Annotated in this window: 16 protein-coding genes; all 16 read left to right on the plus strand. The window is 62.3% G+C overall.

What is annotated here, in order from left to right; translation table 11 throughout:
* Positions 1–335 precede the first annotated feature (335 nt).
* Genes QO002_RS21235 through QO002_RS21310 form a run of 16 tightly spaced genes read left to right on the plus strand, consistent with a single transcriptional unit; the run spans position 336 to position 18,702 of the window.
* Positions 336–908: a Pvc16 family protein gene (locus tag QO002_RS21235; RefSeq protein ID WP_307233699.1), complete on the plus strand. Its 573-nt coding sequence runs from the start codon at positions 336–338 to the stop codon at positions 906–908.
* Positions 905–1,561, plus strand: coding sequence for a hypothetical protein (locus tag QO002_RS21240; protein ID WP_307233700.1), 657 nt, complete (start codon positions 905–907; stop codon positions 1,559–1,561). The genes QO002_RS21235 and QO002_RS21240 overlap by 4 nt, the downstream gene beginning before the upstream one ends.
* A 19-nt stretch (positions 1,562–1,580) precedes the next feature.
* On the plus strand, positions 1,581–4,052 hold the full coding sequence (locus QO002_RS21245; protein ID WP_307233701.1) for a phage tail sheath C-terminal domain-containing protein: 2,472 nt from the start codon (positions 1,581–1,583) through the stop codon (positions 4,050–4,052).
* A 24-nt stretch (positions 4,053–4,076) separates the two neighbouring features.
* On the plus strand, positions 4,077–4,514 hold the full coding sequence (locus QO002_RS21250) for a phage tail protein (RefSeq protein ID WP_307233702.1): 438 nt from the start codon (positions 4,077–4,079) through the stop codon (positions 4,512–4,514).
* A 5-nt stretch (positions 4,515–4,519) separates the two neighbouring features.
* Positions 4,520–6,772 (plus strand): phage tail sheath family protein, encoded by a 2,253-nt coding sequence (locus QO002_RS21255; protein WP_307233703.1) that lies wholly within the window; start codon positions 4,520–4,522, stop codon positions 6,770–6,772.
* Positions 6,773–6,774: 2 nt separating this feature from the next.
* Positions 6,775–7,293, plus strand: a complete 519-nt coding sequence (locus QO002_RS21260; protein WP_307233704.1) for a phage tail protein — start codon at positions 6,775–6,777, stop codon at positions 7,291–7,293.
* A gap of 2 nt (positions 7,294–7,295) precedes the next feature.
* On the plus strand, positions 7,296–7,490 hold the full coding sequence (locus QO002_RS21265) for a hypothetical protein (protein WP_307233705.1): 195 nt from the start codon (positions 7,296–7,298) through the stop codon (positions 7,488–7,490).
* Positions 7,491–7,493: 3 nt separating this feature from the next.
* Positions 7,494–8,186, plus strand: a complete 693-nt coding sequence (locus QO002_RS21270; RefSeq protein ID WP_307233706.1) for a CIS tube protein — start codon at positions 7,494–7,496, stop codon at positions 8,184–8,186.
* On the plus strand, positions 8,186–9,355 hold the full coding sequence (locus tag QO002_RS21275) for a phage late control D family protein (protein ID WP_307233707.1): 1,170 nt from the start codon (positions 8,186–8,188) through the stop codon (positions 9,353–9,355). The genes QO002_RS21270 and QO002_RS21275 overlap by 1 nt, the downstream gene beginning before the upstream one ends.
* Positions 9,352–9,831, plus strand: coding sequence for a phage baseplate assembly protein V (locus tag QO002_RS21280; RefSeq protein ID WP_307233708.1), 480 nt, complete (start codon positions 9,352–9,354; stop codon positions 9,829–9,831). The genes QO002_RS21275 and QO002_RS21280 overlap by 4 nt, the downstream gene beginning before the upstream one ends.
* A complete protein-coding gene (locus QO002_RS21285; RefSeq protein ID WP_307233709.1) occupies positions 9,828–10,670 on the plus strand; it encodes a hypothetical protein in 843 nt (280 codons plus the stop codon). Before QO002_RS21280 ends, QO002_RS21285 begins: the two co-directional genes overlap by 4 nt.
* 1 nt (position 10,671) lies before the next feature.
* A complete protein-coding gene (locus QO002_RS21290; RefSeq protein ID WP_307233710.1) occupies positions 10,672–11,067 on the plus strand; it encodes a PAAR-like domain-containing protein in 396 nt (131 codons plus the stop codon).
* 2 nt (positions 11,068–11,069) lie between these two features.
* A complete protein-coding gene (locus QO002_RS21295) occupies positions 11,070–11,465 on the plus strand; it encodes a GPW/gp25 family protein (protein WP_307233711.1) in 396 nt (131 codons plus the stop codon).
* 10 nt (positions 11,466–11,475) lie between these two features.
* Positions 11,476–13,851, plus strand: a complete 2,376-nt coding sequence (locus tag QO002_RS21300) for a putative baseplate assembly protein (RefSeq protein ID WP_307233712.1) — start codon at positions 11,476–11,478, stop codon at positions 13,849–13,851.
* Positions 13,844–15,919: a phage tail protein gene (locus tag QO002_RS21305; RefSeq protein ID WP_307233713.1), complete on the plus strand. Its 2,076-nt coding sequence runs from the start codon at positions 13,844–13,846 to the stop codon at positions 15,917–15,919. Before QO002_RS21300 ends, QO002_RS21305 begins: the two co-directional genes overlap by 8 nt.
* Positions 15,913–18,702 (plus strand): hypothetical protein, encoded by a 2,790-nt coding sequence (locus tag QO002_RS21310; RefSeq protein WP_307233714.1) that lies wholly within the window; start codon positions 15,913–15,915, stop codon positions 18,700–18,702. The genes QO002_RS21305 and QO002_RS21310 overlap by 7 nt, the downstream gene beginning before the upstream one ends.
* Positions 18,703–18,708 lie beyond the last annotated feature (6 nt).

The raw sequence follows: 18,708 nt of genomic DNA on the forward strand, positions 1-18,708 counted from the left end.
CTGTCGGGGTGACGACACCTCCATGAATCCCCCGGCAATACCGCTTCTGGTGAAGGAAACATAACCTTTCCGCGTATTAGCGTTTTTTCGAAACCGATATAGTGCTGGAATTCAAGTACTTTTCCAAATTTTTGGACCGGATTTCGTCTTCCAGAAGGCGTCTATCGATAAGTTCTAGCTAAAAAATGGGTTGCAAACTCCAATCGTTCGTGATGCACTTGCAATCGAGGCGGACATTTTCATCACTTGCGACCTGAGTTTATTCATAAACTTGGGAACACTATGGGTATGATAAAATGTCTGCATTTAGTATTGTTCACGATATAAGTATAGAATTGCAATTTCAGATTGCCAATTCTTTGCGAACTGCGCCTGACGTCGATTTTGATCTTGGTGCCGGCGTAGAAAAAATCAGTCTAGTTTCTCCTGGAGAGACTATCGCCGACGATACGATTGCCAGCCTCTATCTTTATCATCTCGACATAGACAAGTTTCAACGCAACCAGCGACTGTTGCCGGATCCGGTGAGCGAGCGTGCCTTCCGCCGCCCGCCACTGCCTCTGCAGCTGCGATATCTGTTCACGCCCGTCGGCGACGACGAGCTTACAAACCATCTGGTGCTCGGCCGGGTGCTGCAGCATTTCCACGACAATCCCGTGTTCTCGACCGTGTCGGGTGTTCCGATCGGCAACAGCTTCGGTGGTGCGAGCCGCGAAGTCCGCGTGCGCCCTGACATGCTGTCGCTGGAACAGCTGACGCAGATGTGGAGCGCTTTCTCATCGCCTTTCCGGGCGGCCATATCGTTTCTGGTCGAGGCTGTTGCCGTCGATTCCGGCCAGCCGCCGATGGAGATCGTCCGGGCCGGCGAAATCATTCCGGCCGTCGGGCTGAAGAGGAGGGAGCCATGACCTTGTTTGCCTCCCCTTTGCTCTCCGCCCGCCAGACCCTGGTGCAGGGCAAGGTATCCGAAGCGGTGACGGGTCGCAGGTTCACCGATTTCAAAGCGGTACTGTCTTTCTCTCACGGTGCGGGGCAGGGCATTCTTCCGGTCACGCTCCAGACAAAGCCCGGCGGGCATCATGCGCTGCATCTCGATCCGGTCCGCGATCTCCGGGACCTGTCGAAGAATGGTCCGGTGACGCTCACGCTGACGGTGACCGTCCCCGGGCGCGATCCGCTCGTGCAAGCCAAGAAGATTCCGGCTGCGAAATTCGCGCTCATTTCGAGGCCGGTCAAGATCGGCACGCAGGTGCTCGACAGCCGCGTGATCACCGGCGCGCCCTTCGTGATGGATTTCATCTTTTCGGCCGCCCCTGTCGGCCTGAGGGGCATCGTCCTGAACAAGAATGATCCGGATGCACCGCTGGCCGGCGTGAAAATCCGGGCCGGCACTGCGCCTGAGGTCCTGACGGCCGCCAATGGCCGTTTTGTTGTCACTGCCCTGCCGGTCACCGAGACCGTCGATATCGAGCTTGAAGGCGCAGGTCCCGCCGAAACCGTCGTCTTCCGACCAGACTACGACATTCCCGTCAACACGATCACGCTCTCGCTTGGCAGCTGAGCCTGCATGGAGTTTTCACATGGCTGAATATCTTGCACCCGGTGTCTATGTCGAAGAGATACCTTCCGCCAACAAGCCCATCCAGGGCGCTTCCACATCGACCGCCGGCATGGTCGGGATGGCGGAGCGTGGTCCGGTCAATATGCCGACGCTCGTCACCAATCGTGGCGAATATGCCCGTAAATTCGGCGGCGATCTCGATCCGCTGATCTTCACCGACGGCCGTGACGGACTGCCATACGGCGCCGAGGGCTTCTTCACCAACGGTGGTTCGCGCCTCTATGTGGTGCGCATCGTGGGCACCAATGCCACGGAATCGGTGTTGTCGATGCTGGCGCGCGACACCGCCATCGCCGCCGTGCCGACGCTTGCGACAGGGGCACGGCAAGGGGACACCCAGGTCGTGGTCGATGCGGCTGGCGGCCTGACGGAAGCCTATGCCAACGGCCTTCTCCTCTCTGATGGCACGACAAGCGAAATGGTGGCCTTCGACGGCGCGGCCTTCACATCCCAGGTAGAGATCGGGGGAGGGCTAGCGAGCCTCTTCCCGGCGGCAAGCACCGTCACGGTCCAGGATGTCACGCCGCTTGCCGCGGTCCTGACCGCCAACCATGCGGTCGGCGCGACCGTTCTCACCATCGATGACGTGGCCGGCATTGCCGCCAATGACGTTCTGTTGATCCATGGCCCCCTGGGTGAAGATGACAACAGCGAGTTCGTTACGGTTGCTACGACGGACAACGGAGTCGTCCCGCAAACGATCACGCTGGTGTCGGGGCTGACGTTGGCGCATGGCACGGATTCGATCCTGTCGACGGTGGCAGATGCGGCGCCCGCGGTGGCAACGACCCTGACGGCGCCGGCGGGAGGATCCGGTGCGGCGGCCTACCTGACGCTCGCCTCGACCGCCGGAATTGCCGATGGGCAGTTGCTGATGTTCGCGAACGGGCCAACGACCGCCTATGGCACGATCACGCGCCTGGTGACGGTGATGACGCTGGCGGCACAGCTTGCCAACAATTACCCGGCGGGTGCGGCGCTCACGGCTTCGCTTCCGGTTCTCGATATCCATGCCCGCTGGCCTGGAGACTGGGGCAACCGGCTTCGGGTCACCGCGGGCTCCACCCCTCTGGTCAAGACCACGATCGGGGCTGCTGCGGCTGCCGGGGCAACCACGATCACCCTTGCGACCGCCTTCGGCCTGTTCGCCGGCTCGGTCATTTCCATCGGCGGCACGCAGACGGCGGAAGTTGCAGCGGTCAACACGACGACGGGTCTCGTCACGCTCGCGGCGGGATTGACAGCGGCTGCTGCCGTTGGCGCCGCCGTGGTGAGCGGCGAGTTTTCGCTGCTGGTGGAACGGACGGACAGCGCCAGCGGCAAGGTGGTGGAGAGCGAATTCTTCGAACGGCTGTCGATGGCATCAGAGCATCCGCGCTACGCGTTGAAGGTGGTGGGCAGCTGGGACACGGCGACCGACCGGCCTTCGGATTCCGGCGGGTCGCAAACCATTCGCCTGACCGACAATGCCGATGCGACGACACGCATCCTGCCACTCGTCACTGGCGTGCCACGCAATCTGGCAGGCGGGAACGATGACGTGGGTACCGTCAACGACACCGTCTATATCGGCACCTTCGGCAATGATCCGGGTGCACGGTCCGGAATACAGGCGCTGGAAAACGAACCGGCGATCAACATCGTCGCGGTGCCAGGACGCACCTCGCTTGTGGTGCAGAAGGCGCTGGTCGATCACTGCGAAAAGATGCGCTACCGCTTTGCCGCCGTCGATGTGCCGCTGGGCAGCAACCTCGAACAGGCAAGGGCGCACCGGCAGAATTTCGATTCAACTCGCGTCGCCGTGTACTATCCGGGACTGGTCATTCCCGACCGGTTCCGCCAGCCCGGCGACCGGATGGCGATCTCGTCTTCGGGCCACATGCTCGGCGTCTATGCGCGGACGGACAATACCCGTGGCGTGCACAAGGCCCCCGCCAACGAGGTGATCCAGGGCATTCTCGGTTTCGAGACGGCGCTGACAAAGGGGGAGCAGGATATCCTCAACCCGATCAACCTCAATTGCCACCGCGATTTCCGGTCGGAAAACCGGGGCCTCAGGGTTTATGGCGCGCGGGTGGCGACCTCCGATCCGGAATGGAAATACATCAATGTCCGGCGGTTGCTGCTGTTCATCGAGCAATCTCTCGACACCGGCCTGCAATGGGCGGTTTTCGAGCCCAACGACACGCCGCTGTGGGATCAGGTCAAGCAGTCCATAACAGCGTTTCTCGATACGGTCTGGCGCTCCGGTGCGCTGGAAGGGCAGACCCGCGAAGAGGCCTTCTTCGTTAACATCGGCTACAACGTGACCATGGAACAGGCCGATATCGACAACGGCCGGCTGATCGTCGAGATCGGCGTCGCGCCCGTCAAGCCAGCCGAATACGTGATTGTCCGCATCAGCCAGAAAACCCGTGAAGCAACGTCGTGATGACGGCTGCCAAGGAGAAAATCCATGCCAGAGCGCAATGATCCCTATGCTCAATTCAACTTCGTCCTCGAGATCGATGGCATCGATTCCGCCGGCTTCTCGGAAGTGAGCGGCATCAACTCGGAAAGCGACATCATCGAATATCGCGAGGGCTCTGACCCATCGCGGGTTCGCAAGCTGCCGGCGCTGCGCAAGGTCGGCAATATCACGCTGAAGCGTGGCTATACGCAGAACCTGGAACTGTGGAACTGGCGCAAGACCACGCTTGACGGCATCACCCAGCGAAAGCACGGCGCCATCGTTCTGCGCGACGAAAAGGGCGACAACCGGCTGCGCTGGCAATTCTACGAGGGCTGGGTTTCGAAATATGAAGGCCCCGCCCTCAACGCGACGGCCAACGAGGCGGCAATCGAATCCATCGAGATCGCCGTCGAGACGATCGAACTCGTGCTGCCGAGCTGATCGCCATGCTGTTGACACCCGGCCTCTATCGTCAGCCTGTCACGCCGGTTCGTCCCGTGGGTGCTTTGGCGCGCGGCGATATCCCGGTGATGCTCGGCTACACCCGCAAGGGGCCGCCGGGCGTGCCTGTCCGGCTGCATTCGCTTCGGGAGTTCGAGGATATTTTCGGAGAGGCCCTGGACCACGGGTTTCTCTGGCACAGCCTCAAGGGGTTCTTCGAAAACGGAGGGCAAACGGCCTATGTGCTGCGCATCGTCTCCGAAAGCGCGCGGGCTGCCCGGTCTGAGCGCGTGGATGCGGCGCAGGGTGCGGTGGAGGGCGCGCGGGTTGTCTGGCGTGCCACGGCATCCTTTCCCTGGCTTGCGATCGACCCACGAAAGCTGACCAGTGCGCTGCGCGGCGAGTCCGCTTCATGGATCCAGATCTTCGAGCAGGTTCTGAAGGAAGAGGGTGTTCGCAGCGATGACCCCGGCGCTTTCGGCAACGGTCTGGTTCTGAAGGTCGTCAGGGCATCGCGGGTTCGCACCGAAACCACCGACGAGGTCGTCGATGGCGGCAAGGCATCGTCGGTTCGCTCGCTGGCCGGGCTCGAAGCGGGCTCCATCCTGGAATTGACGCAGACGGCTGCCTCCGGGCTCACCGCCCATGCGGTCAGGATACCGGCCAAGGTCGATACGGCGCGCCAGCGGATTGTCTGGTCGGATAATCTGACCGCGGACGGTCTTGACCCCAGCCGGCCGATCCGGGTGAGCAGCGTCGAATTCGACCTGGCGATTTTTGCGGAAGGCAAGCTGCAGCAATCCTTTGCCGCGCTTTCCCCCAACCCCGCCCATAGCCGCGCGATGGCAACGGTACTGCCCGCCTCCTGTCGTTCGGTCGCGTTTTCGCCGGCTGTCGTGCGCACCAATGGCGACAGCGAGGCCGAGGAAAAGGCCGCAGCCCGCATGAAAATGATCGACTGGACCGACGAGCATTTCTGGCCGCAGGAGGGAGATTATCCGCTTGCCGGCGGCGTGGATGGACTGGATCGGATCACCCGCGAAAACTGGCTGTCGGCGCTTGAACCAATCAAGCGGCTTGCCGACGCCGCCCTCATCGTGGCGCCGGATATCGTGCTTCCCGAGGCGGGATTGCCGCCGCCCGATGCACCGCTCCCGGCCGTCCTTGACTGCTGCGTTCTGGAGCAGCCCGAGGCGGGCTTCCTGCTCGGCAAGGTCGTGAGCTACGACGACGACGGAAAGGAAATCCCGCTTGGTGGCGTGGCCGTGGATATTGCGGGGCCGGGGGGCATCGCCACGACCGGTAGCGATGGCCTGTTTGCGGTGTCCGACATCGGCCTTTCGCTGGTTTCGATCCGGCTCAACAAGCAGGGCTACGAACCGCTCGAGTTTCAGGCGCAGCCATTGCCGTTCATGCCATCGCAACCGGTTGTCATGTCGATGGCGCCGCTGACCTCGCCCAAGGTCTTTGTCGCCGATGAAATCGTCGAGATGCAGGCGGCCTTGGCCAACCCGGAATATGTCGGCCCCTACAAGGTCGCTCTTGCCGACCCGCCCGCCAGCGACATGCGGGCGGACCAGCTGGCGACCTGGCGCTCACGGCTTGGGGACAGCGCGCGGATAGGCTTTTTCGCGCCATGGCTGAACCTGCCGGCCAAGGACAGCACCGGTAATCCGCTGTCGCTTGCCTGCCCGCCGTCCGGCCATGTGGCCGGCGCATTTGCCGCGGCGGAAAACGCGACGGGCATCCATCGCACCGGCGCCAATCTTCAGCTGCGCTTTGTCGAAGGTGTCACGCTTGCCATCGACGATGCGACGCAGGAAGGGCTGAATCCGATCGGCGTCAATGCGATCCGTGCCTTTCCCGGGCGGGGCATACGCATTTTCGGCACGCGCTCGCTGTCTTCCGATCCCGAGTGGCGCTACCTTACGACCCGTCGCATTGTCGATGCGATCGAAAAATCGCTGGAGCGGGCGCTGCAGTGGATGGTTTTCGAACCGAACAACCTGATCACCCGCCACAGCGTCCAGACGACGGCATCGATCCTGCTCGACCGGCTTTTCCGCCAGGGCGTGCTTTCCGGCGTGAAGGCGGAAGGGGCGTATTCGGCCAAATGCGATCTCGAAAACAACAGCGACGCCAGCCGCGACGAGGGCAAGCTCGTGGTCGATATCGCTGTCGCGCCGACACAGCCGTTCGAATTCATCTATTTCCGCCTCGGACACGAGTTTGACGCCATTCAGGTCACGGAGCGCTGATCATGGATTTTCTCGGACCGCTTCCCAGCTTCAACTTCTACATCTCCCTGATCGACGAGGGCGCCAGCGACTTTTCGAAAGTGCTGAGTGTTGCCTCGGATTTTCTTCTTGCCGGCTTTTCGGAGTGCACCGGGCTGGAGAGCGAAGTCCAGATCGAGGACTACCGGGCCGGCGGGAAGAACGACCGGGTGTTCCGTTTCCCCACCCGCGCCAACTACACCAATATCAGCCTGTCCCGCGGCATCGGGTTTTCCGAGGATCTCTATCTCTGGCACGAGGGTTTCCTGAAGGGCGAGGGCAAGCGCAAGAACGGGATGATCTATCTCGCCAACGAGACCCGTGTTCCCATCAAGTGCTGGACCTTCGAAAACGGCATTCCGGTCAAATGGTCCGGTCCGTCGCTCAATGCCACCTCGAGCACGCTTGCCATCGAGAAGCTCGAAATCGCCCATGAGAAGCTCACCCTGACATTCAGTCCCGGCATGGGCGCGGCAGCGCTCGCCGGCGCGATAGGATTCTAGCCATGGTCGTTGAAATCAAGGTCGGAACGGTCGAAGCCAAGCTGACGGCGATGAGCCCCGACGTGCTCTTGTCGTCTCCCTTCCTGAACGAAGTCACACGGCTGGTGAAGGAGGAGATGAAACGCGATCAGGCGCTCGACAAGCAGCGGGCCAACGACAAGACCATGGTGCGTCCGGCGCCCGGCAGGAGCCTCTAGGCCATGGTTCAGCTGACCTTTGAAAAATTGCGGGCGGACGGCAGCGGCGATGGCTCGGAAGCCATCACGGTGGAATATTCGCCGCCGGAACTGTCCTTCACCAAGGCGGCGCAATATGCGGAAGTCGCCATTCCGGGCCTTGAGCAGCCGATCCTGCAGTTCGTGCGCGGCGATGCCGAAACGTTGAACATGGACCTGTTCTTCGATGCCACCAGCACCGCGGTCGGTGTCACGAAGACGGATGTCGCCGACGAGGTGAACCGCTTCTGCAAGCTGGTGACGATCAACGGCGAGACCCATATGCCGCCAATCGTGCGCATCACCTGGGGCGATGCCTTTCCGGGCAATGCCATGGGGCACAACTACACCACCGAAAGCTGCTTCAAGGCGGTGGTGCTGTCGGTCACGCGCAAATATACGCTGTTCAACACCTCCGGCGCCCCACTGAGAGCCATCGTCACGCTGTCGCTGAAGCGCTACGCGACGATTGCCGAACAGCTGGACGACATCAATTTCCGCTCCGCCGACCACACGCGGCTGCACATCGTCATCGAGGGCGAGACGCTGCCGCTGATTGCCCATGACGCTTTCGGAGATGCGCGCAAATGGCGGGTGATTGCGGAACATAACGGGCTGGCCGAGGTGCGCGACCTGATGCCCGGAATGCGGCTCGAACTCCCGCCGCTGGTGCCGTGATGAGCATCGATTTCTTCGCCAACCGCAGTTTTCTCGTACCCGCCTTCCAGATCAAGCTGGCGGGATCGGCGACCGAGAAGGAGGTGATTTCCGATGTTCAGGAGATCACCTTCACGGACGACATGGCAGCCCCGGGCTTCTTCGAATTCGTCCTTCATGATTGGGACCCGGTCGAGAAATCCACCAAATATTCGAGCCCCTGGGATGCAAGCGGCCAGCCGCGCAAGCTCACCAATGGCGGCAGCGTGCCGAATTTCGAGCCGGGTGGAAAAGTCTCCCTGTCGTTCGGCTATATCGAGGACGGGCTCCAGCACATCATGGATGGCGAGATCGTTTCGCTGTCTCCGTCGTTTCCGGCAAGCGGCCTGCCGACGGTGCGGGTGCGGGCGCTGCATGCGGCCTACCGCGAGCTTCAGCGCATCCAGGTCGAAAAAACCTATGATGGCACCTCCAAGGAGATCGCCACCAAGCTTTGTGTCGACAACGGCTTCGACGCCAAGTGGGATGACATCGAGAAGGAAGGCAAGCCCAAGCAGAAGGTCGCCATCGAAGGCACGCTCTATGATGCACTGCTGGCGAAGGCCAAGGAATACGGCATGTTCTTCACGGTGCTGCCGGCATCGAAGGAGGGGGAGAAGCCGACGGTCAGCTTCAGCAAGGTCGCGTCCGGACAGGAGGCAGCCGTTGTCGAATTCGTCTGGGGCCGCACGCTCCTGTCGTTTACGCCGGTCATGTCGGCCTCGGCGCAGGTTTCCGAAGTGGTGGCACGCGGCGCCGATCCCGATGGCGACGGCAAGAAGAAGGCGATCGAGGCCGTCAAGAAATGGTCCGATCTCAACTGGGTCGATGGCGCGCTCGGCCCAACCGGGCTTGCTGCTGCGGAAGCCGCCGGCAAGGGATTTCGCGAGATCATCAAGCCGGATGAAATCCACACGCTGGAGGACGCCGAGAAGGCGGCGATGGCGCGGCTTACGGAAATGGCCAACGGGCTCGTCACCGGCAGCGGAACGGCGATCGGCCTGCCCGAGCTTCGCGCTGGAAAGACCATCTCGATCAAGGGGCTCGGCGCCCGGTTCGACGGCGTCTACCGGCTGACCCAGACCACCCACACAATCGGCGGGTCGGGCTACAGCACCAGCTTCCAGTCGCGCAAGGAGGTTCTGAAATGACCGATGGCCTTGCCCCTGCACTGGTACTTGGAACAGTCGTTGAAACACAGTCGAGCGTCGAAGGGCTGATGGTGCGCGTGCAGCGCCTCGACCGGCCGAGCGGCATCGAGACCGACTGGATGCGCATTGCCGGCCCGATGGCTGGCGACAAGGCCGGCTTCTGCTTCATGCCCGAGCTGGACGATCTGGCCGTGGTCGCCTTCTGCGGCACCCGTCCCATCGTTCTCGGCTTCCTGTTCGGTGGCGGCATCGAGACGCCATCGACCGATCCGAAGGAGCGCATGATCCAGTCGCGGGATGGCAATGCCCTGCTGCTGATCGACGGCGATAACAGCGGCATCACGCTCCGCGACAAGCACAACAATGAGATCACCATGAATGCCGACGGCATCTCGATCAAGACGGACAAGGATTTCATCATCGAGGCGAAGGGCAAGACCACGATCAAGGGCACAACCGTGGAGCTCAACCCATGAACATCCAGCTCCCGGATCCGAAAAGCTTTGGCGGTGCTGTGCTAAACGGCTGGACCGCCGCTCCCGTCGACGTGGAAAGTTTCTCTGGCGTGATCGTGGTCAAGGCCGCCTATGACCTGATCGACACTGGCGGCGCGCAACGGACCATGGTGCGGTCCAGCGATGCCGCGCGGTCGGCTATTGTCTTTCAGGATAGCGGTACACCTGTCAGCGATGGCTACGTCCTGACCCGTGAAGCGGACATTGCGCTCCAGAAGGCCTGCGTCGATATCGTTGTCAAAGGATGGGGTGGTACGGACGTCGAGGGTCACGTGCAGATCGATGGGACGGAATGGTTGACGCGCGCGCCTGGCGCTGCCGGCCCGGGCGATTTCAACACCAATCTTTTCGGTTGGCATTCGCGCACGGAGGATAACCGTTCCTTCAACGGTGTATTTCCATCGGACGACTTTTCTCATCTGCCCCCGGGTTTTGCAGCGAAGTTCAACAATTTCTACCGGCGCAGCGATGGTTTTACGCCCCTTCCGGAAAGTCTGGCCCATGAGCTGCCCTCCGGAAAAATTGTGAGGATCGTTCGCAAGGATGTTACGGGGGACGCATCCTATGCCGTTGCACTTCCCGACCTTTCCATGAAGGCCCGATTGCGCGCCTGGTGCGGCGATTGCCCGGACGAACCGAAACGCTGGTGCATCGTCGATACGATCGCGCTTTCTCCCGACACGCTGATCATCGATCCGGTCGGGCACACCGCCGAAATCCTGTGGCGCGGCCGGTTCGACTGGCATGCTGTTCCGGAGGGAAAATGGCGGCTGGCGCAGGTGATGGAGGGGAGTGTCTGACATGGCCAAACCCATCGCCACCAAGACCGGCATCTGCTTTGCCTTCCCGGATATTCTGAAAACGCCAACGCCGGGCGGCCCGGTTCCGATGCCCTATCCCAACATCGCCCAGCTCTCGGCGGCAAAGGACACTGCAACCAATGTCAATGCCGGCGGCAAGGCCGTGATCCTGAAAAGCAGCAAGATCGACAATTCTTCCGGCGGCGAACCCGGCGTTGGCGGTGGCGTTACGGCACCCCCCAACCATCTCAAGGAATGCACGTTCGACACCTCTTCCCAGACCGTGAAGGCCAATGGCAAGGGCATCGTGCGGCAGTTCGATACGACGAAGCAGAATGGCGGCAATGCAACCGGCCAGGTTATGGTCGGCCTGCCCACTGTGCTGGTGGGGGACTGACCATGGCGGCGTTTCTCGGAAAGGGCTGGAAATATCCGATCCGGGTCAACGCCCGCGGCGGTCTCGACTGGTCCGAGAGCGAAGCATCGATCAGCGAGGCGATCTGGATCATCCTGTCCACGCCGCGCCGCTCGCGGGTCATGCTGCCGGCCTTCGGCTGCGCCATCCATGACTATGTGTTTGCACCCAACAACCCGTCCACCCGCGCCATCGTCGAAAACGAGGTGCGCACCGCCCTGGTGCGATGGGAGCCGCGCATCGACGTGATCGGCGTGACGGCGACGGCCCATACGGATGCGCCGGAAACCCTGATGATCGAAGTCGACTACCGCCTGCGTTCCAACAACGCGGCGCACAACATCGTCTACCCATTCTACATCAACGAAGGCCCGAAGTGAGGACTGCGCGATGCCCCTGACCGCTCCCGATCTCGACAAGCGCCGCTTTGATGACCTCGTTCGCGAGGCCCGCGAACGGATACCGCGCTATACGCCCGAATGGACCAATTTCAACGACAGCGATCCGGGCATGACGCTCGTCCAGCTCCATGCCTGGATGACGGAAACCATTCTCTACGAACTTAATCGCGTTCCCGAACTCAACTACATCAACTTCCTCGATCTTCTGGGCGTCACACCGGAGCCCGCCCACCCAGCATTGACGGAGCTCGCCTTCAAACTCGACAAGCTAGACAAGCCGGACGATGCGCTGGTGGTGCCGGTGCCGCTCGCCACCAAGGTTTCGGTCGATGATCCGGACCTTAACCAGGAAGTCCTGTTCGAGACGGACCGGACCCTGATTGCGCTCAACGCCAGCGTCGGCCTCGCCATCACCGGCAAGGGCGCGGGCACGATGAGCAAGGAACTGGTGACCAGCTTCACCAAGGACCTGACCTGGCTGCATTCCTTCGATCCTTTCGATACGATGTTGCCCATCGGCTCGACCTTCTATCTCGGCCTGCTGCTGCGACCCGTGCGCAGCGAGCCGGCCGACAAATACAACAATGATCGTCTGCCAGCGGGACCATTGGACATCTACGTGGAAGCCACCCAGGTCTTCGACGCCGATGCGTCCGGCGATGTCATCGAAGGGCCATTGGCGACATCGTGCCAGAGCAGCAGCGTTCCCTTCACCTCGCGCATCGAATGGCAACTTTTCACCGGTGATATCGGACCGGACCTGTTTGCGGACGCCGACAATACCGGATGGCAGACGCTGTCCTTGTCGTCGGACACGACGCTCAATCTTTCCCGCTCGGGCCATCTCGTCTTCGAAATTCCGGCAGGGGCCGAGCCGGTCAAGCCTTCCTCGCTTTCCCCGGATTTCTGGGCGACTTTCGGCGAGGAAAAGCCGCCGGTCGACAAGGGCGAACTGATCGCCGTGCTCAATGGCGCCAATGGCGCGACGATCCTCGAGGGACTGGCGGACAAGTGGAAGGAAATGGGTGTCGTCGACGAGGCCGACACCGCGGCGCTGGCTGCCTGCTCGGAATCGGTGGGCGATACCATCACCAAGCTTGGATCGATCGATCTGGACTTCAGCAAATTGAAACTGGAGGACTGGAAGAAAATCGAGCCCTCCTTTGCCATCGATCTGCCGGTCGAAAAGGACGTGTTTCGTGAGCTTTACTGGTTGCGCGCCAAGATCAAGTCGGCCTTTCAGACCGAGGATGCCAAACCCGCAACGATCAATGCCTTCCACCTCAACACGGTGCCGGCAACCCAGGCGGCGACACGCCTGGATGACAGCCTCGGCCGCTCGACGGGCCGCCCGGCACAGCGGTTCACGCTGCCCAAGACGCCGGTACTCATCGATCCGCTGGGCAAAAAACCCGATCTGACGCTGACGGTGGTCACCGCCGGTGCAAGCGAAATCTGGGAGCGGGTCGATGACTTCTATCGCTCGGCGCCGGACAGCAAGCACTACATGCTCGATCCGCAAAGCGGGACGGTGACTTTCGGTGACGGACGGCGCGGACAGATTGCGGTGGCCGATGCCCAGGTCATCGCGAGCCGCTACCGCGTCGGCGGCGGTGACGTCGGCAATGTTGCTGCCGGCACGATTTCCAAGATCAAGGGCCGGATCCGCGGCGTTGCCGGGGTGGAGAACATTCGCGCCGCCCATGACGGCAGCGACGCGGAAACCATGGAAAACGTCAAGCTGCGCGCGCCGCATGATCTGCGCACGCTGAAGCGCGCCGTCAGCGCCGAAGATTTCGCCGACATCGCCCTGCAGACACCGGGCGTCAAGATCCACCGCGCCTATGCGATCGCCCGCCGCGCGATTTCGGCCGGGACGATGGTCGAGAAGGATGGCGCGGTCACCCTCGTCGTGTTGCCGAACAACAAGGAGGCGACACCGCAGCCCTCGGAGGCGCAGCTGCGTGCCATCTGCGAATGGATGGAGCCGCACCGGCTGATCACCACCGAACTGCACATCACGGGGCCGAATTACAGCAAGATCACGTCGCTGCAGCTGCGGGTCAGCGTGCGTGCAGGCTTCGATCTCACAGCCGTTTCCGAAGGCGTCTATAAGGCGCTGCTCGGCTTTCTTCACCCGATCACAGGCGGCAGCGATGGCACGGGCTGGCCGATGGGCGACGATATCTACATCGCCGATCTCTACGAGCGCGTGCTCGATGTCGAGGGGGTGCGGCGGGCGTCGGCACTGCAGATCACGGTGGATGGCGTCGGTGCCGACTGGACCGATATCATCAGCCTGCCGGAGGGGTATCTCCCGGTCCTGACCCGGGACGTGATTTCGCTGGTGCCGTCCTATGACTAGCGAAATCCGCGCCACCTTCCCGCCGTTCCTGAGGCTCAACGCCCGCACTGGCTGGCGGCTGGGCGGCGCGGTCTCGCGACCGGGGATCGTTTCGGTCGATGGGCCGCTGAAACTCGCCATCGCCGGCGCATCCGCGATCGCGCTGAACGAGCCCTTCGGCAGCTTCGGAGGCAAACGGCTGCCGCGCGGCGTGGCAACTACCGATACGGGACGCATCCTGGTCGCCGATCCAGTCGAGCGCGTGATCTGGACGGCACAGGCATCAAGCCATGCCGGTCCGGCCCTGTTCTTGCCGCTGTGGCCAGCCCGCCCGCTTCCACCGGCGCCGACTCCCGAAGACGTCGTGCCGCCACCCGCGATCCCGTCCGACCCGTACACGCTGGTGCGTCCGACGGATGTTGCCTTTCTGGCGAACGGCGATCTGGCGATTGCCGATCCGGGTGCGGCGCGGATCATTGTGATCGCCTATCCGACAGCGCAGCTTCGCCAGGTGATTTCCGTCCCCGGCGGCGAGCCGACCATGCTCGCCACCGACCATCAGGGCAATATTTACATCCTCGATCCGAAGCTGCGGACCATTTATCGCTACGACGCCCAGTGGCGGCGCGATGGCTCGTTTCCGCGGCCGTCCGTGCAACTGAAACGGCCTGTCTTCGTGGCGTCCGCCGCAATGGGCAGCGGTTGTGGCTGTGGTGGCGATTGCGGCTGCGGATGCGGTGGAAGCTGCGGTGACGATCACGATCATAACCCTGCGGTCGTCTATGCAATCGATGACGGCAGGCTGATCGGGCTCGATCAGCGCGGCTATCTGGTAGCGAAGCCGGATGCTGCAACTCTCCAGCTTTTACCGCCCGCGCTGCAGCACGGCGACGATGGCACGCTTCTCTACACCGATCCGGACGAACCGGGACGGGAACCGATGCGCCTGACCGGACTGATCCTGACGGGCGACGGGCGGCTGGTGGAGCAGAACGTACCGCTGGTGGCGATGCCCAAGCGCGTTCAGGTTCCGCGTTCCGGCAGTTTCGTCACCACGGCGCTTGATGGCGGCCGTGTCGGTTTTACCTGGGACCGTATCGCCCTGCGCTGCACCTTGCCGCCCAATACGCGGCTTCTCGTGCAGACACTGACCAGCGACAGTGCGATCGAGTTCGATCGCATCCTTGCAAAGCCCGACGATGAATGGTCTTCGCCGCTGAGGCTGGAAATGCCGCTGGACCCCAAGGCGTCCCTGATGCCCGAGGCCCTGGTGCAGAGCCCTGGGGGACGCTATCTCTGGATCAGGATCAGCCTGTTCGGCGATGGCAATGTTTCGCCCGTCGTCGACGAGATCGAGATATACGGCCCACGCCGCAGCGCCATGCGCTACCTGCCGGCCAGCTTCCATCAGGACCCCGAAAGCGTCAGCTTTCTCGACCGGTTCCTGAGCTATTTCGACACCGTCTTTGCAGAGATTTCCGCCTCGAACCGCGACATCGCGGCCCTGTTCGACCCGCAGGCGACGCCGGAGGGCGAATTCCTCGATTGGCTCGGCTCCTGGTTTGATCTCGCCTTTCTCGCCGAATGGGATGTCGAGACCCGGCGCGAGATGATCGCTGAAGCCATCCGCTACTATTCGATCCGTGGAACGGTCGCGGGCCTGAAGAAGATATTGCAATGGCACACCGGCCTTGCCGCGCCGATGCCGCAGATCATCGAGCACTACCGGCTTCCCGCCGGCGCCGCTCCGATGATTGCCGGCAGCCCTCTCGATGTCGCGCCGGCCGCCCACAGCGCCACCATCGTCTTGCCGCGCTCCAGCGTGCCCGACGACGCCTCGCAGGCGCGGCTTGTGCGGCTCATTGCCAAAAATGCGCCGGCCCATGTCCGCATCAGCCTGCGTCTCGTCGATCCGGGCATTTCCATCGGCACACAGTCGACCATCGGCGTCGATATGCTGATCGGAGACATCGCCGCCAAAGGGCTCGGCCTAGGGCATCTCGGGCTCGATTTTTCGACAGAAGGGCCGTTGCAACGCGGCATCGCAGCCGTTCGTTCCGCCGTCCATGAAAGGACCCCGTCATGTTAGACGATCAAACGAAATCCTGCCTTCCGTGCGGCCTGCACGAGCCGCGACGCAACAATTATTTCGACGGAAAGCTGCTGGTCAGCCGCGATTTCGTCGATGAGCAGGACTATGGCCGCGGCCACCGACGGCTTAACAACGCCCTGCTGCACGGCACGGGAACCGTTTGCGGACTGAAGATCGTCCAGCATCCCGCCGATGGCTGCCGAAGCGAGTTTGTCGTGGTTCAGCCGGGCATGGCGCTGGATTGCTGCGGCAACGAGATCATCGTGCCGGAACAGACCGGCGTGAACGTGGCAAAGATGCTGGCGGAAGACCCCGATCTGGCGGCTGCGCTGGATGGAAGCAAGCACCTGTTCATCGCGATCGAGCGGTGCGACAGCGGGGTCGAGGCGGTGCCGGTGATCCTGCCCGGCTGCGGGGCAGGCGGTGCCACCAATTTCGGGCGCATCGCCGAGCGGTTCAAGTTTGTCCTCAGCGCCCGGGATCCGAACGATCTGACGCCCGAGGAAGTGCCGGTCACGGCAAAGCTGGAATGGGTGCATACGCTGAGCTTCGGGGCGCAGACGCCGCGCGCCATGCATATCAACGACAGCGAGCAATGGCTGCAGATCGCCGTCGACAACAATGCCAAGGGCGCACATCTCTACCTGCACGACCGCGATACGCAGGATCTGGTTTCCCTTCTGGAAATGGGCGGCACCTCTACGGATACCGCCTCCAGCCGCGAAGCGCGGCTGGTCTTCGCCGCCGGCATCTTCAAGATCGACGGCGCCGATGTCAGCGGCATCGGCGTGTGGAAGGCGAGCGATGTTCATGTCGAATCCGCGCCGCTTGCTGTCATGCAGCCGGACCTCAGGTCCTCACGTCTCGCGGTATCGCCCACCTCGGGCGCCTTGTTCATCCTCAATTTCACCAATGCCGAGGCATCGCTGACCTCGATCTCGGCAGAAAATCTCGGCAAGTGGCTGGCCGATCCGGCGCGCGGAAAGCTACCGGATGTCACCGCCAGCTTCAAGTTCGAGCATGGTTTCGGAACGGACAAGGATGCTCCGCTTCGCGGCGCCTCGATGATCCAGTTCAGCCATGATGGCCGTTTCCTGGCGATCGCGGCTCCCGGCCCGAAGCCGGCTGAAAAGCTCTATGTCGTTGATGTCTCCAAGTTCAACGCCGGCATGACGGCGGCCGAGGCACGGGTGCCGGATGTCGAGATCAACAATGCCGAGCGCCTGTGCTCCGTGGCCTGGAGCCTCGATGACCAGTTCCTGTATCTCCTGACGAATGCTTCAGGCGCCGAGATCAGAACCACCCTTTTGCGCTTCATCATGACGGGTGACCAGAACAGGTTGAAACGGCAGGGCAGGGGCGTTTCCCTCGTCGCCAACGGCGTCGACCTTGCCGTCGCTCCAACGGAGACCCGTGCCTATGTGCTCGTCGATGCTGCGAGCGTCACCCGGCTGACGACCATCGACATGGAGGTCGTGAAGTCCGAGGGCGCCGAACCAAAAGCGGAAGAGCTGTCAAACGAAACCATCACCATCGACGGTGTGGGGACATCCCTGGCGCTGGCCTCCAACGGTGTGCGCGCCTATGTCGCCGCCTCCGATCCGGATCTTGAAAAGCTGCCCGACCGCGGGCTGGTCGCCGTCATCGATATCACTGAAGAAGATTGCGGCGTTCATTTCGACCAGATCATCGATGGCTGCGTTCATTGCGAGGAAGACGAAGATCATGCCGTCGTTCTCGGCCATCTGCCGAACTACAATGCCGTGTCGAAGCCCCGGATGGTCAATCCGGGCGAGGCAGGCTTCAACATCGTCGTCATAGACAACAAGAAATATCGTCCAATCGTGCCGTCGGCTGCGACCCTGTACGAGGTGGTCGAATGCATCCTCGCCCACGGGGTTGCCGAAGGCCCTCCCGGTCCGCGCGGCGATCCCGGTGCCGAGGGCACCAAGGGCGATCCCGGCCAGAACGGCAAAAGCATCACCGGTGTGACGATTGCGCTCGGACCGGTCGGATCGGCCCCCACGGCGACGACGACCGATCAACCGGCCGGCATCATTGCGAACCTGACGCTTCCCGCAGCCGCTCCGGGCGCACCCGGACCGGGCGGAGACGCGGGTATCGGCATCGACAAGGCGACCATAGAGTATGACAGCACGATCCTGTCGCCGCAGGTCTCCATCAGCGGCGATCCGCCAAACCGAACCTTGAACATCCGGCTGCCTGTCCCGGAGGCCGCGCCGACGCCGGAACTGAACACCATCGTCGGTGTCAGCTGGAAGCACAGTGAAGTGTTCGTCGACGAAGGCCGGTTCCGGGCTCTGCTGCAGGAAAACGGAATTGCGGTTGGTTTCGAAAGACCGGTTTTCTGGCCGCAGTTTACCGGCAGCAACGATCCGGGTCCGACCATGCTGGTCGAGCTTCAGCGGAAGTTCACGATGCGGGCCGGCCAGTCGTTCTGGGTGACGCTGGAGCAGATCGAAGCGCATCCGATCGACGAACTCAAGTTCGATCCCGGCGACGCTACGCTGCTGACAGGCTGGACCGTGCTGCCGGGCGCCGAGAAGTGCCAGGGCTTCGCGCTGAAAAGTGGAGAGGGTTTCCAGTTTGGCGGCCTTGAGAGCGATGAAGTGCTGCGGCTTGTCTTCTATGCCGATTTCGTTCTGGACGCAGATCTCAGGGTGCCGCTCGACGGGTCGCATATCGGCGGGCAGCTGCCGACCGGTCGGGGCGGTCCCGGCGATACATTCCGCAGTTGGTTCACTGTCACTCGAGGTTGAAGGAGA

It is taken from the genome of Pararhizobium capsulatum DSM 1112 (assembly GCF_030814475.1).
Taxonomy (GTDB): Bacteria; Pseudomonadota; Alphaproteobacteria; order Rhizobiales; family Rhizobiaceae; genus Pararhizobium; species Pararhizobium capsulatum.

Bases quoted from the DNA above. Each gene is read 5' to 3' on its own strand.
- QO002_RS21245 (WP_307233701.1), top strand. From the start codon at position 1,581: ATGGCTGAATATCTTGCACCCGGTGTCTATGTCGAAGAGATACCTTCC.
- QO002_RS21250 (WP_307233702.1), top strand. From the start codon at position 4,077: ATGCCAGAGCGCAATGATCCCTATGCTCAATTCAACTTCGTCCTCGAG.
- QO002_RS21295 (WP_307233711.1), top strand. From the start codon at position 11,070: ATGGCGGCGTTTCTCGGAAAGGGCTGGAAATATCCGATCCGGGTCAAC.
- QO002_RS21265 (WP_307233705.1), top strand. From the start codon at position 7,296: ATGGTCGTTGAAATCAAGGTCGGAACGGTCGAAGCCAAGCTGACGGCG.
- QO002_RS21290 (WP_307233710.1), top strand. From the start codon at position 10,672: ATGGCCAAACCCATCGCCACCAAGACCGGCATCTGCTTTGCCTTCCCG.
- QO002_RS21260 (WP_307233704.1), top strand. From the start codon at position 6,775: ATGGATTTTCTCGGACCGCTTCCCAGCTTCAACTTCTACATCTCCCTG.
- QO002_RS21270 (WP_307233706.1), top strand. From the start codon at position 7,494: ATGGTTCAGCTGACCTTTGAAAAATTGCGGGCGGACGGCAGCGGCGAT.
- QO002_RS21285 (WP_307233709.1), top strand. From the start codon at position 9,828: ATGAACATCCAGCTCCCGGATCCGAAAAGCTTTGGCGGTGCTGTGCTA.
- QO002_RS21310 (WP_307233714.1), top strand. From the start codon at position 15,913: ATGTTAGACGATCAAACGAAATCCTGCCTTCCGTGCGGCCTGCACGAG.
- QO002_RS21240 (WP_307233700.1), top strand. From the start codon at position 905: ATGACCTTGTTTGCCTCCCCTTTGCTCTCCGCCCGCCAGACCCTGGTG.
- QO002_RS21280 (WP_307233708.1), top strand. From the start codon at position 9,352: ATGACCGATGGCCTTGCCCCTGCACTGGTACTTGGAACAGTCGTTGAA.
- QO002_RS21305 (WP_307233713.1), top strand. From the start codon at position 13,844: ATGACTAGCGAAATCCGCGCCACCTTCCCGCCGTTCCTGAGGCTCAAC.
- QO002_RS21300 (WP_307233712.1), top strand. From the start codon at position 11,476: ATGCCCCTGACCGCTCCCGATCTCGACAAGCGCCGCTTTGATGACCTC.
- QO002_RS21255 (WP_307233703.1), top strand. From the start codon at position 4,520: ATGCTGTTGACACCCGGCCTCTATCGTCAGCCTGTCACGCCGGTTCGT.
- QO002_RS21275 (WP_307233707.1), top strand. From the start codon at position 8,186: ATGAGCATCGATTTCTTCGCCAACCGCAGTTTTCTCGTACCCGCCTTC.